Annotated in this window: 14 protein-coding genes; 5 read left to right on the top strand and 9 right to left on the bottom strand. The window is 59.5% G+C overall.

What is annotated here, in order from left to right:
• From AC5ZFO_RS42930 to AC5ZFO_RS42950, 5 genes are all read left to right on the top strand, one after another.
• A complete protein-coding gene (locus AC5ZFO_RS42930) occupies positions 1 to 279 on the top strand; it encodes a MerR family transcriptional regulator (protein ID WP_282521398.1) in 279 nt (92 codons plus the stop codon).
• Positions 280 to 422: 143 nt separating this feature from the next.
• Positions 423 to 1,082, top strand: a complete 660-nt coding sequence (locus AC5ZFO_RS42935; protein WP_282521399.1) for a DUF6894 family protein — start codon at positions 423 to 425, stop codon at positions 1,080 to 1,082.
• A 411-nt stretch (positions 1,083 to 1,493) separates the two neighbouring features.
• A complete protein-coding gene (locus AC5ZFO_RS42940; protein ID WP_282521400.1) occupies positions 1,494 to 2,705 on the top strand; it encodes an alkene reductase in 1,212 nt (403 codons plus the stop codon).
• A 22-nt stretch (positions 2,706 to 2,727) separates the two neighbouring features.
• Positions 2,728 to 3,447 (top strand): type 1 glutamine amidotransferase domain-containing protein, encoded by a 720-nt coding sequence (locus AC5ZFO_RS42945; protein WP_496123710.1) that lies wholly within the window; start codon positions 2,728 to 2,730, stop codon positions 3,445 to 3,447.
• A 340-nt stretch (positions 3,448 to 3,787) separates the two neighbouring features.
• On the top strand, positions 3,788 to 4,210 hold the full coding sequence (locus tag AC5ZFO_RS42950) for a hypothetical protein (RefSeq protein WP_282521401.1): 423 nt from the start codon (positions 3,788 to 3,790) through the stop codon (positions 4,208 to 4,210).
• 70 nt (positions 4,211 to 4,280) lie between these two features.
• Here AC5ZFO_RS42950 and AC5ZFO_RS42955 read toward each other — a convergent pair whose 3' ends face one another.
• The 9 genes from AC5ZFO_RS42955 to AC5ZFO_RS42995 form a co-directional block, all read right to left on the bottom strand.
• Positions 4,281 to 5,003: a Bax inhibitor-1/YccA family protein gene (locus AC5ZFO_RS42955; RefSeq protein WP_282521402.1), complete on the bottom strand. Its 723-nt coding sequence runs from the start codon at positions 5,001 to 5,003 to the stop codon at positions 4,281 to 4,283.
• A 98-nt stretch (positions 5,004 to 5,101) separates the two neighbouring features.
• On the bottom strand, positions 5,102 to 5,320 hold the full coding sequence (locus AC5ZFO_RS42960; RefSeq protein WP_282521403.1) for a hypothetical protein: 219 nt from the start codon (positions 5,318 to 5,320) through the stop codon (positions 5,102 to 5,104).
• Between the two features lie 133 nt (positions 5,321 to 5,453).
• Complete coding sequence (trxC, locus tag AC5ZFO_RS42965; protein ID WP_282521404.1) at positions 5,454 to 5,915, bottom strand: thioredoxin TrxC; 462 nt, start codon at positions 5,913 to 5,915, stop codon at positions 5,454 to 5,456.
• 18 nt (positions 5,916 to 5,933) lie between these two features.
• Positions 5,934 to 6,779 (bottom strand): aldo/keto reductase, encoded by an 846-nt coding sequence (locus AC5ZFO_RS42970; protein ID WP_496123712.1) that lies wholly within the window; start codon positions 6,777 to 6,779, stop codon positions 5,934 to 5,936.
• A 127-nt stretch (positions 6,780 to 6,906) separates the two neighbouring features.
• Positions 6,907 to 7,440 carry a DUF1931 family protein gene (locus AC5ZFO_RS42975; RefSeq protein ID WP_282521405.1) on the bottom strand — a complete coding sequence of 178 codons (534 nt, stop codon included), beginning with the start codon at positions 7,438 to 7,440 and terminating at the stop codon, positions 6,907 to 6,909.
• Between the two features lie 256 nt (positions 7,441 to 7,696).
• On the bottom strand, positions 7,697 to 9,445 hold the full coding sequence (locus tag AC5ZFO_RS42980; RefSeq protein WP_282521406.1) for an FAD-dependent oxidoreductase: 1,749 nt from the start codon (positions 9,443 to 9,445) through the stop codon (positions 7,697 to 7,699).
• A gap of 12 nt (positions 9,446 to 9,457) precedes the next feature.
• On the bottom strand, positions 9,458 to 11,032 hold the full coding sequence (locus AC5ZFO_RS42985; RefSeq protein WP_282521407.1) for an aldehyde dehydrogenase family protein: 1,575 nt from the start codon (positions 11,030 to 11,032) through the stop codon (positions 9,458 to 9,460).
• 168 nt (positions 11,033 to 11,200) lie between these two features.
• Entirely contained in the window at positions 11,201 to 11,509 is a 309-nt protein-coding gene (locus tag AC5ZFO_RS42990) for a UBP-type zinc finger domain-containing protein (RefSeq protein ID WP_282521408.1), read from the bottom strand.
• 136 nt (positions 11,510 to 11,645) lie between these two features.
• A partial coding sequence (locus AC5ZFO_RS42995) for a ClpB D2-like domain containing protein (RefSeq protein ID WP_496123711.1) occupies positions 11,646 to 12,189 on the bottom strand: 544 nt, incomplete at its 5' end.

The raw sequence follows: 12,189 nt of genomic DNA on the forward strand, positions 1-12,189 counted from the left end.
ATGCAGCTCCAGGAATTCGCCGATCGATCTCACCTCGATTCCTCCACGATTGAAGCGTGGTTGAATGCGGAATGGCTGGTAGCGCATCGACCAGGGCTTCAGTTTTCCGAGCAGGATCTCGCCCGTGCGCACCTCATTCAGGATCTCAAGGGCGACCTGGGTGTCAACGACGACGGTATTGCGCTGGTCCTGTATTTGCTGGATCAATTATATGGGCTGCGTTGCCTGCTTCGAGACATCCAGGCGATGCGGATCACAGCTTCTGAACGCCCGCATTGATGCGTTTGCGATTGATCGGCTATCATGAGCTTGCGCGTTCGGGCTTCGCTGATCTCTTTGAAGGCCACGGATCATGCAGTCACTTCTCTCGACACTTCACGACGCAGTCCGCGGATGCTTGGCCAAAAGTGCTTCGAAGGCTGATGGATGAGGCGAGCGTGGCGGGTGCGGCGCTGATTGTCACGAACAAGACGACGGGTACGGTCGACGAAGCCGTCTTTTGCGGTCTCAGTGCCGAATTCAAATCCCGCTACGTCGAGCACTACGCCGCGCTCGATCCATACTCGCCACTTCTGGATGCACGCTGGATCATGCTCTCCACATGTCTTCCAGAGGCACTGTTGCGGAGAAGCGAGTGGTACAATGAGTTTGTGCTGAGCTGCGGCGTTCGGGACATCCTCGGAACGCGGCTCACGGACACTGCGGGTCATTCCGTCATCCTTGGCGTACACCAGCGGATCGGACGTCATTTTTCTCAAGATGTCGAGCCCCTGATCGCCGCGATCACGGAACCCCTGAGGTATGCGGCGCGCTGCCATCTCGATCGCCTGAACGGGGAACAGCAAGTTGGGACTCCGCAAAAGACGAAACCCGCAGAAGAGGGCCGCTTCTTCTTTCATATTGAGAACGGAGTGAACTATCCTGACGAATGCGGTGGCGTTTTCCTCTCGCCCGGCGACGCTGCGGAACGTGGACTGACCATCGCTCGTGAGCTGGCGCAGGATGGCGACTGGTCTGGCTTTTCTGTCGTTGTCACCGATGAACGGGGACGAACGATCACGCGCGTACCAATAGAATCTTGACCGCAAGCTGAGCATCGCATTCGAAGCAAACAGGAAACACTTATGAAACGCTGACAGGCGTCATGTCGAGGAAATGACCCGGCCAGCGTTTGTTGAAATGAGCTTCATTGACCGCGCTGGCGCCCCGCAAGATCAGATCTCGCGTCTGTGACACCCTTCCTGCACTGCTGCCGGTCATTCTCCCTGATCGTGGGGGAGCCGGCGAACCATGTTGCCATCTCAAGCCTCCTCCTCCACGTCGATGGTCTCTGTCGCCTGCGCGACCGCACCTCCATTCTTGAAGGTTAGAGCATTGACGATTGTCAGCGCGATATACCGATTCTCCGTTATATTGTGGTGTAGAGATCGAAAGGTCTCGGACGCTTACTTACCGAAGGCTTGAATCAGTTAACTCCTTCGACTTGAGGCCATATGGTCACCGCTACCACGCACAGCCGCCTGCTCCACGCGGTCCAAAACGGGGATGCGACCCCCCTCTTCCAAGAATGCCGGCTCGGGCCGTTCAACCTGCCCCATCGAGTGGTCATGGCGCCATTGACCCGTTCAAGAGCACGACAGCCCGGCAATGTGCCGTCTCAACTCGCGGCCTGTTATTATGCGCAACGTGCGTCTGCCGCCCTGATCATAAGCGAGGCTACTCAGATCTCGATGCAGGGCCAGGGTTATGCATGGACGCCAGGTATCCATAGCCGCGAACAGGTAGAAGCCTGGCGGCAGGTCACGAAGGCTGTGCACGAGGCTGATGGACTGATCTTCAACCAACTTTGGCACGTCGGTCGCATTTCACATCCGGCCCTGCAGCCGGACAACATGCTACCCGTAGCGCCCTCGGCGATCACGCCCGCGGGCAAAGCCTTCATCGAAAACGAGCGTGGCGAGGGAGAACTGGTTCCATTTGTGCGTCCACGCGCGCTGGCTTTTGAGGAGATGCCATACCTTATCAAACAGTATGAGCGCGCTGCGAGGAATGCGGAGGCCGCCGGGTTCGACGGCATCGAGATTCATGCGGCCAACGGCTACCTGATCGATCAGTTCATCGAGAGCAGCACCAACCAACGCAGCGACGCCTACGGCGGCACAGTTCAAAATCGGGTGCGGCTTCTGCTTGAAATCACGGAAGCCCTGATTCCCATTCTCGGGGCGGACAGGATCGGCGTCCGGCTCTCACCTCTTGGCAAGATGAACGACATCAGCGACGACGATCCGGAATCGACGTTCGGTTACCTCGCCGAGCAGCTCTCCGGCTATGGTTTGGCCTATCTTCACATCGTCAATCCGGCGCTCGAGCAGATGCAGAATGGCGAGAAGCCGGAGCCGTACGCCCTCAATATGGCCCGACTGATTCGGAACAAGTATCAGGGAACACTCATCGTTGCCGGAGGCTTCAACGCCGATAGCGCCACGCAATGGCTGCGAGATGGCCAAGCCGACTTGATCGCCTTCGGCCGCAAGTTCATCGCCAATCCCGACCTGCCCGAACGACTGCGCGTCGATGCACCACTGAATGTGGACGACCCGACGACATACTATGGTGGCGGCGAGAAAGGTTACACGGACTATCCTTCACTGGAACAGGACCGCGGCGAAAAGGCGAAGGCCTGTGTCGACCAGCGTTGGCGATGATGCAGCAGAGGAGCCTGTCCGCATGAGAATATTGATCGTCCTCACGTCGCACAGCCAGCTCGGAAACACCGGAAAGAAGACCGGCTTCTGGTTTGAGGAGTTCGCTGCACCATACTACATTTTCAGGAACTCCGGGGCCGAGCTGACGCTTGCGTCTCCTAATGGCGGCTTGCCTCCGGTTGATCCCAGGAGTGAACGACCCGAGATGCAGACCGACGCGGCCATTCGGTTCCTGGCAGATCGTTACGCACAGGCCGAGCTCGCGAATACCAGAACATTGTCGAGCATTTCAGTCAGCGATTATGATGCTGTCTTCTATCCTGGCGGTCATGGTCTGTTGTGGGATCTGGCCAATGACCCGCATTCGATCACAATGATCGAGACCTTATTTTACACGGGGCGTCCCGTCGCACTGGTCTGCCACGGGGCCGGCGCCTTGCGCTACACCAGGGCCGCGAATGGGCGGCCCCTCGTGGCCGGCAAATCTGTCACCGGCTTTTCCAACGCCGAGGAGGCCGCGATGGAGCTGACTGAGGTCGTTCCCTTCCTGGTCGAGGACATCCTGAGGAATAACGGCGGCAACTATTCCAAGCACGACAAGTGGCAGCCTTACGCCGTATCTGATGGCGACCTCATCACAGGACAGAATCCCGCGTCGTCGGACGCCGTGGCCAACGCGCTGGTCGAACGGTTGCGAATTAGTCGCGCCAGCGGCAAGCGAGCTCATGGTGGGCCCAGGTAACACTGAGCTCTTCCGGTCGCTCCGCCATCCGGTCCGGATCGTCAGCGATCCCTCCTTCCGCGACTTCTTCTTCCGCGATTTCTCCTTATCCATTGACGGGTATCATGGTCGCAATTTGCGCATTGTAAAAGAATACCAAGAGTTCAAACAGGGCGCGAGCACCATCGATGGGCAGAAGCTTCAGGTCATATCATTGTCCGGAATGCGCGAAGATGCTGTGCATGCTTCGCAAGCGAGCCGCCGATGCCAAGCGCATAGGCGTCACTTGCAGTGATCCGATGCAGCGGCGGGATATTTCGAATCTCCTTAACAGCGAATTGCAGCCGCCACGTGAGCTCCCTTGGACACCGACCGAGAGCGGGAGATCACAATAATCAGCGTGCCATTTATCGAAACCTCAGTCAGATACGCCTCAATGCGCCAGATACACGCAGCCATGGACCATTTCCATCGCGGCGATTTCGAGTGCGCCGCGACCTTGGCCGCCGCTGCCTACGGAATGCTGCCGGCTATCGACAATGCCGCCCTGCCCGCGTCGGAAGCCCGTTCAGCGCGCGTCGAGAGCGTTGGTCACTGGCTCGCGCATGGCACGATCCTCGATCGGACCGGCAATAGTCGGCGGAAAGAGAGTATCGTTATACGAACGGCGGAGGTAGGGATTGCGATCCATGTGGCGATCACGAGGTTTGACATCGTTTTCCCGGACCAGAAAACGCCTCAGATGATCAGCTTCAGGCGCGCGATCAATTCTGCAACAAGCTAGAGCACTTGTGACGACGTAGCTGCGCGCCCGAGCACGATGAGAAGGCGCGTCATCTAGGCCGGCTCTCGAATCAGTTCTGACGCCGCTGGCCGAACAATTGCAGCAGCATCATAAAGAGATTTATGAAGTCGAGGTAGAGCGCCAGCGCCCCCAGCACGGCCTTCTTGCCGGCCAACTCCTCCATGTCCGATTCCAGATACATGGCTTTGATGCGTTGCGTATCGTAGGCGGTAAGTCCCACAAACAGGAACACACCGACGATCGAGATCACGAACTGGACGGTGTCTGACCTGACGAAGATGTTCACTAGTGAGGCGATCACAATGCCGATCAGTCCCATGGACAGAAAGGACCCAAACTTTGAGAGATCGGCACCGGTTGTAAACCCGTAGAAGCTCATTGCGTCATAGGTTGCGGCCGTGATCAAGAAGACGCGCGCAATCGAACTCCCGGTGAAGACCAGGAAGATGCCGCCCAGCGACAGCCCCATGACGGCGGCGTAGAGCCAGAACAACAGGATCGCGGTGCCGGCGCTGATGCGTTCAAGCCCGAAGCTTAGAACGAGCACAAAGCCGAGGGGCGCCAGCATGACAATCCAGAGCAGCGGTGTTCCGGCGATCGCCTGATAGAAGCCGGAAGCAGCGGCAGCATAGGCGACGAGGGCGGTCAACATCAGCCCCGCTGACATATAGCCATAGATGCGTTGCATGTGCTGACGGAGACCGGCTTCGATCCGGGCTTCCGGTGCCGTGCCAAACGTTGATCGTTGTTCATTGGGGGCATAGCCGCTCATCGCTCGCTCCTGCAAGTTCGTTTCAATGCTGTGGGCGCGATCACGTATGTCGCCTCGGTCATCTTGCTTCTGACGGTTCCGCTCAGCGGGCGCAGAGGTCAAGGTGGGCTGGCTCCTTCCTCTTTCACGCTATGTGCCGCCGTCAGCCAGTTCTGCCACATCGCCGGATCGACCGGAGAGCCATCGGCCCATTTCAAACCTGCGAGCAAAAATGCGACCTCCTCCTGAGGTTTGTCCATGCGACGCCAGACGGTCTCCACGAAGATCCTCATCGCATCGTAAGCCTCAATCAGGGTGATTGTGTCGTTAGCCTGCATGGTCGTTAGCCCATATGCCCTTCCACCTTATTCGCCAGAGGCCCGGTTGACGTTGACGTCTGTCATGGCGCAAGCACACGACACACGGACCCCTTGCGCCGATATGATTTGCGCGACACCCTTTGCCTACAATTCATGAGGCTGCCGGCGCGGCAGAAGGCGCATGCTGGCGCAACCAGTGGCGCAAGGCCTCGACGCCCACTGCGCCGGCGCGTTGAGCGACGACGTTACCTCTGTGGAATAGCACCAGGGTCGGAATGCTTTGAATGTGGTAGCGGGCCGACAGCTCCGCTTCCGCCTCGGTGTCAACCTTCAGGAAGCGAAGCTCGGGTTCGAACTCGCCGGCGGCGCGCTCGAAGGCCGGCGCCATCGCTTTGCAAGGCCCGCACCATGCCGCCCAAAAATCGACCACAACCGGAATATCGTTGCGCTGGATATTAGTGGCGAAGCTGCGGGCGGAAACCGGCATCGGATGTCCCGTAAAGAGGTGCTGTCGACAGTGTCCGCATTTCGCTTGGCGCGCATCCCTCCGGGCCGGGATGCGGTTAGTGCTCGTGCAATGCGGGCAAACGATGTGGCGGTCCTCATCGCTCATGGCTCAATGTCTCCTGAATCAGTGAGATGCCAGAGGTTGCTTGCGATCCGGCGGCGGAAAGGTTTCATCGAGTTCGGCCAGATCCTGAGGCGTCAGCCGAACGTCGAGCGCACCGCGGTTCTCGCGCACATGCTCCGGCTTGCCTGATTGCGGTATCGCACATACGCCATCCTGGCGCAGCACCCAGGCCAGCGCCACTTGTGCCGCTGTCGCGCCGAGACGCGCTGCAATCGCCTTGACCGTGACGTGATGCAACACACGACCCTGCTCGATCGGCGAATAGGCCATGATCGGCAGGCCGCTGCGCTGGCACAACGGCATGAGATCGAACTCGATGCCGCGGCGCGCGAGATTGTAGAGCACCTGATCGGTCGCGACGTTTGCACCATTGGGCAAGTCGACGAGTTCCTGTATGTCGGCGAAGTCGAAATTGCTGACGCCCCAATTTCGGATCTTACCCGCACCCACCAGGGTTTCGAAGGCATCGACGGTCTCTTCCAGCGGAACCGACCCCCGCCAATGCAGCAGATAGAGGTCGATCTCATCCACCCCAAGCCGAGCCAGACTCCGGTTGCAGGCCGCCATCGTGCCATGCTGCGTGGCGTTCTGAGGCAGCACCTTGCTCACCAGAAAAATCTGATCACGCCGTCCCTTGATCGCCTCGCCGACGACACGCTCGGCACCACCGTCGGCATACATTTCGGCCGTATCGATCAGGCTCATGCCGAGGTCGATGCCGAGACGTAGCGCCTTGATCTCCTCCGTTCGATTCAGCGGATTCTCGGCCATGTGCCAAGTCCCTTGGCCGAGCCGCGGAATATGTTCACCTGAAGGAAGCACGACTGTCCGGGTGGTCTCCATCAGAGTCATATGGGGCACTCCCTGGTCTTTCACATTTTAACGCATGACCCTGCCGAGATCGATAAACGAGATCACCGCCAGATGAACCCGATATCGGTGTGCGAACTCCGGCAGGATTGGGTGCGACAGGCTACAGCAGCAGTTCGAAGATCCGCGAGGCGAGTTCCCAGTGTTTGGTCTGCGGATTTTTCAAATCCGGCTCGATAATCTTCAATGCGCGTGCGACCGCGACGCCAAGTCCCCCGGCAAGGTCCGGCAGCATTGCTTCGGTCTCGTCGCTATAGCTGAATTGCAGCGGCGGCCGATGAGCAAGACGGTCGAGAATCGGCGCCAGCTCTATCGTTTCATCCATTTTCCTGAATTGCTCGATGCATTCCTGCAGCCCGGCCGTGATCGGGAGATTCCAGGGCTCGATCAGGACGCCGCCGCCAGCTTTGGCGTCGGCCTCGGCGCGCATTAGCAGCCGATAAATCCTGTGATCGATGAACTCCTCGTAGCGCTTAAGGTCAGCCTTGTCCAAGTTGAGACCAGCCGCCTCGCGAAATAGTCGCTGGAACTGCCGCACGCCCTCTGGGCGCGGCGGCGGCGACTTGTCAGGAGGAAGTTGCGCGATCATCAGGCACGTTTGCCATTTTTCGCCGCCAGCCGCATTGACAGGCGTCATATGCGCGGAGTCCTTTCGTCTCGGGCCGCTTAGTGACCGTCAACGCTGCTACGCCATAGACATCGCTCCCTATTGGGATAGCGCGGCGCGGTGCCGTTGCGGCCTCTGCTCGCAGACGTCTCCAGCTACGACGACGAGATCCACACGATCGGGGATGGCCGGCTACCAGTTCAGCGGCCGGACAGATGCGGGGGAGGCATGACATTGGGAGGCTCTCGCGAGCGGATAGGCCATCTCGGCTGCCATCTCATCTCTATCACGCCGCGGCGGCCTGCACCGGCTCTTCGCTTCCGCTGGTCCGAGCGGTCTCAAGAAACGCGTGAATCTGCTGCACAACGGTGGCTCCCTCGCCGATCGCCGCGCCAACGCGCTTGACGGATCCGAAACGAACATCACCCACGGCAAACACACCCGCCACGTTCGACTCGAGCGATGGCACGCTCGCGCCGTCAGCCGATAAAAGGTCGTCAGGGGGGATGTTCATGCCTGTTCGCACAAACCCCTTGCTGTCGCGGCTGACATTGCAATCTTTCAGCCACTCTGTTGCGGGCTCCGCACCGATGAACACAAAGACGTTGCGGATCGTTTTCTCGACTTCCGCACCGGTCCTGTCACGCCAGCGGACCCGTTCGAGTTGGCCCTGCTCGTTACCCGACAACCCTACGATCTGCGTGCAGGTGAGTAACTCGATACTCTCTGTCGCCGCGATCCTGTCGATCAGATATTGCGACATAGTTTCGGAGAGGCTGGATCCTCGCACAAGCATCCATAACTTCTTGGCAAAGCGGCTTAGAAACACCGCCGCTTGCCCTGCGGAGTTGCCTCCGCCGACTAGCACCACTTCCTCGTTTCGACATAGACGAGCCTCGATCGGGGAGGCCCAATACCAAACTCCACGCCCTTCGAACTGCTCCAAATTCGGTATATTTGGCCTGCGATAGCGCGCTCCACTCGCGATCACCACGCTCAGCGCGGTGATGCTCCGACCGTCGGAGAGCTCGATCGCGAATGGATAGTGTTCACAACGAAGGTTAGTGACTCTTTCGGGGATGATCATCTCTACGCCGAATTTCTGGGCCTGCACATAGGCACGCCCAGCCAGCGCCTGGCCTGAAATTCCCGTCGGAAATCCCAGGTAGTTCTCGATGCAGCTGCTGGCACCGGCCTGCCCCCCGAACGCCCGTGCGTCGAAGACGCCGACTGACAAACCCTCGGATGCCGCATACACGGCAGCCGCAAGTCCTCCTGGGCCAGCACCGACAATTGCTACGTCGTATCGACGCCCTTCGAGATCCGGAGGCACCATCCCCAGGGCCCGCGCCAAATCGGTCTCACTCGGATTTTTCAGGATTGCCCCGTTCGGACAGACCACCAGCGGCATTTCTTCCGACTTGCAGGGATAGTGCTTCAAGAATACTTGCGCATCCGGATCCTTGGTGGGGTCGAGCACCTGATGCGGATAGGCGTTGCGCGCCAAAAATTCCAGCAGACGCACCATTCCGGGATGGCCGTCGTGCCCGATGAGACAAGGGCCGCCGGCGCCGGCCTCGATCAGGAACACTCGTCGCAAAACAAGGGCGCGCATAATGCGCTCGCCGAGTTGAACGTCGGCGATCAGCAGAGCGCGAAGTCTGGCTGGCAGAAAGACCAGCGATTCAACGGGCTCGATTGCGCGCGCATCAACCAGGGCGGGTCCGCCGGAGAGTTGCGCGACCTCGGCGACAAATTCGCCAGCACCCAGTTCCACGATTTTCTCCGCCCGTCCAGCTAGATCGCGACCTTCGATGGATACCCGACCGGCAATGATGACGAACATGCCCGGCGGAGTCTCACTCGTCCGGAACAGATATTGATTTACGGCATAGTGTTGGATCTCGCCGAATCGGCGCATGCGGTCGATCTCGTCCGGCGCGAACTTGGGAAACATGTGCTCGCGGCGGGACTCAAGCATGCTGTTGCTGCTCGTCTGGAAACCAGCGACAACTGTGTTGGATAGCTCGTCCATCGTATGCGCCTTTCATGACCACGGCCCCTGCACGGCGGAAGCGCTCCAGGGAAAGCCTCGCGGCGCGTGCTGCGCGGTCAGCCACTGGTCCGTCGTGAAGGCCTCGATCGCCCAAGAGCCGTTGAAGCGGCCAATGCCGGAATTCTTCTCGCCGCCAAACGGACAGGTCGGCAAGTCGATGACGGGTTGATCATTGACATGGGCCATACCGACCTGCATTCGTTCGGCAAAGTGCACGCCCCGGTGCACGTCGCGCGTGAATACGGCGCCGCTTAGTCCAAAACTTGTTTCATTGGCCACAGCCAAGGCTTCTTCGGCACTGCCGACCCGGAGGATCGGCGCCACCGGGCCGAATATTTCTTCTGCTGCAAGTTCCATCTGGTTAGTGACGTTCACGAAAACATGCGGCGGCAACACGAAACCGTCCGGCTCGCCTCCGAGCACCTGTTTGCAGCCGTCGTCGCGGGCGCGGCGAACGCGTGCCACCAGCTTCTGAAGCTGCGAGTTGTTGATGATCGGACCAATCACGGTATCGCCATCGCTGGGATTGCCGGCTTTCAATCTCGCCACCCGCTCCGTAAAGCGCTCAACGAACGTGTGATAGACGGGCTCCTCGACAATGAGACGGTTAATGGCGATGCAGATCTGGCCCTGGTGCAGAAACTTGCCGAACACTGCGGCCTCGACGGCCTGATCCAGATCGGCGTCCGCGAGCACAACGAAGGGAGCATTGCCACCGAGTTCCAGATCGACGCGCTTGATGATCGGCGCCTTCGCCGCAAGTTCCGCGATCCTGCGGCCGACCGGCGTCGAGCCGGTAAACGAAATTACTCGTGGAACGGGATGACTGACGAAAGCGTCGCCGATTTCGCTGCCCGTGCCGACAACGACGCTGAGCAGCCCCGCCGGCAGGCCGGCCTCCTCGAAGATTTTCGCCAACAACAATCCGCCTGTTACGGGCGTATCACTTGCCGGTTTCACCACAACAGCATTTCCTACCGCGAGCGCCGGCGCGATGGTGCGATTGCTTAGATGGAGCGGCCAGTTCCAAGGACTGATCGCCCCGACCACTCCGACCGGCTTGCGCCGCACCTGATTTTCCTTGCCCGGAATGTCGGACGGAATGCAGCGGCTTTCGACCGCATGGGGCACCGAGGTCGCCCACAGCATGACCGTATGGGTTACTTCCCACTCAAGGTTCGCCTTCAGTCGCGTGCTGCCTGATTCCTTGATCAGCCAGTCGACGATTTCGCCACGGCGCGCTTCCATCACGTCTGCCGCGCGACGAAATACCTGCGCCCGCGCTGCTGGTGCTGAGAGGGCCCACTCCACCTGAGCCTTGGCACCCGCTGCAAACGCCGCATCAAGATCGTGACGATCGGCCTGCTTGATTTCGAGGAGGTCATCGCCGGTAAAAGGATTCGTGTCGACCAGCCTCTGCTCTGCCTGGCCATGGCGCCAGTTCCCGGCGATCGGCAGCAGCTCGAACTGATCATAAGGTTGCGGATGTCTCGTTTGAACTTTGGTGCCATCCGGTACTATGGCTTCTTGTCGATCGGAACTACGGTTGGCACTGCGCGCGACCATGTCCATCTCCTTAGCAAGTTGGCTATCGCAGCTGACGATGACGCGTAGAGCGACGCTCCACCTTGACAGCCGTCAACGCAAACGCCGGAAAGCATCGTGCAACATCAACTGTTTTTTACGGTTTCCCACGCGTCCGGGGCCTCTGATCGTGCAGCGCGGTGCGGCGCATCAATAAAATCTTGGGATCGGACCTAGTTGCGGCGTCGGCCTGTCCGACAAGTCAAAGATCATTTCGTCAACATAACACCAGCCCCAGCCTTCGGGCGGATCATAAGCTTCGATGATTGGGTGACCGGTTGCATGAAAATGCTTCGTCGCGTGCCGATTGGGCGACTGATCACAGCAACCGACATGACCGCAGGTTCGGCAGACGCGCAGGTGCAGCCATGGGTCGCCCAGTTGCAGGCATTCTTCACAACCAAGAGAACTGGGGACGACGTCATGAATTTCTGCCAAGTGCCTGCAACGCTGTGCCATGTTATCCTGCTCGATATCTGTTTGCTGCGTTCTGTCTGACTTCGATCTCCGCCCGTTGCAGAGCGAACCGTCCTCGTCCTACCAGGTCTGATACTCTCCCGGCGCAGAACGCTATGCCAGCGTCCAGGCAGGCCGTTCAGTGCAATCTCCGTTTCGGAGATGGCGCGTTGAACTGCGCTATTTCCGCCGTCTGCGGCGCCTTGCCGTTGAATGTCAGCACATTGCCTTCCGCCGAGATCGCAACCTTGTCGCCGTCCTTCACCTCGCCTGCGAGGATCATCTCGGCCAGGGGGTCCTGCAGATACTTTTGGATCACCCGCTTCAGCGGCCGCGCGCCGTAGGCGGGGTCCCAGCCCTTCGCAGCGAGCCAATCCCTCGCGTCCGCGTCGAGGGTGAGCGTGATCTTGCGATCGTCCAGCAGCTTTTGAAGCCTGGCGAACTGGATCTCGACAATCCGGCCCATCTCACTTCGCTGCAGCCGGTGGAACAGGATGATCTCGTCGACCCGGTTGAGGAATTCGGGGCGGAAATGTCCCCGCACCATTCCCATCACCTGCTCGCGCACGGCCGAGGTGTCTTCGCCCTCCGGTTGATTCACCAGAAACTCCGAACCGAGGTTCGAGGTCATGATGATCAGCGTGTTGCGGAAATCGACCGTGCGGCCCTGACCATCGGTCAGG

Source organism: Bradyrhizobium sp. Unk1, from assembly GCF_059512345.1.

Bases quoted from the DNA above. Each gene is read 5' to 3' on its own strand.
- AC5ZFO_RS42930 (WP_282521398.1), top strand. From the start codon at position 1: ATGCAGCTCCAGGAATTCGCCGATCGATCTCACCTCGATTCCTCCACG.
- AC5ZFO_RS42935 (WP_282521399.1), top strand. From the start codon at position 423: ATGGATGAGGCGAGCGTGGCGGGTGCGGCGCTGATTGTCACGAACAAG.
- AC5ZFO_RS42940 (WP_282521400.1), top strand. From the start codon at position 1,494: ATGGTCACCGCTACCACGCACAGCCGCCTGCTCCACGCGGTCCAAAAC.
- AC5ZFO_RS42945 (WP_496123710.1), top strand. From the start codon at position 2,728: ATGAGAATATTGATCGTCCTCACGTCGCACAGCCAGCTCGGAAACACC.
- AC5ZFO_RS42955 (WP_282521402.1), bottom strand. From the start codon at position 5,003: ATGAGCGGCTATGCCCCCAATGAACAACGATCAACGTTTGGCACGGCA.
- AC5ZFO_RS42960 (WP_282521403.1), bottom strand. From the start codon at position 5,320: ATGCAGGCTAACGACACAATCACCCTGATTGAGGCTTACGATGCGATG.
- trxC (WP_282521404.1), bottom strand. From the start codon at position 5,915: ATGAGCGATGAGGACCGCCACATCGTTTGCCCGCATTGCACGAGCACT.
- AC5ZFO_RS42975 (WP_282521405.1), bottom strand. From the start codon at position 7,440: ATGACGCCTGTCAATGCGGCTGGCGGCGAAAAATGGCAAACGTGCCTG.
- AC5ZFO_RS42980 (WP_282521406.1), bottom strand. From the start codon at position 9,445: ATGGACGAGCTATCCAACACAGTTGTCGCTGGTTTCCAGACGAGCAGC.
- AC5ZFO_RS42985 (WP_282521407.1), bottom strand. From the start codon at position 11,032: ATGGTCGCGCGCAGTGCCAACCGTAGTTCCGATCGACAAGAAGCCATA.
- AC5ZFO_RS42990 (WP_282521408.1), bottom strand. From the start codon at position 11,509: ATGGCACAGCGTTGCAGGCACTTGGCAGAAATTCATGACGTCGTCCCC.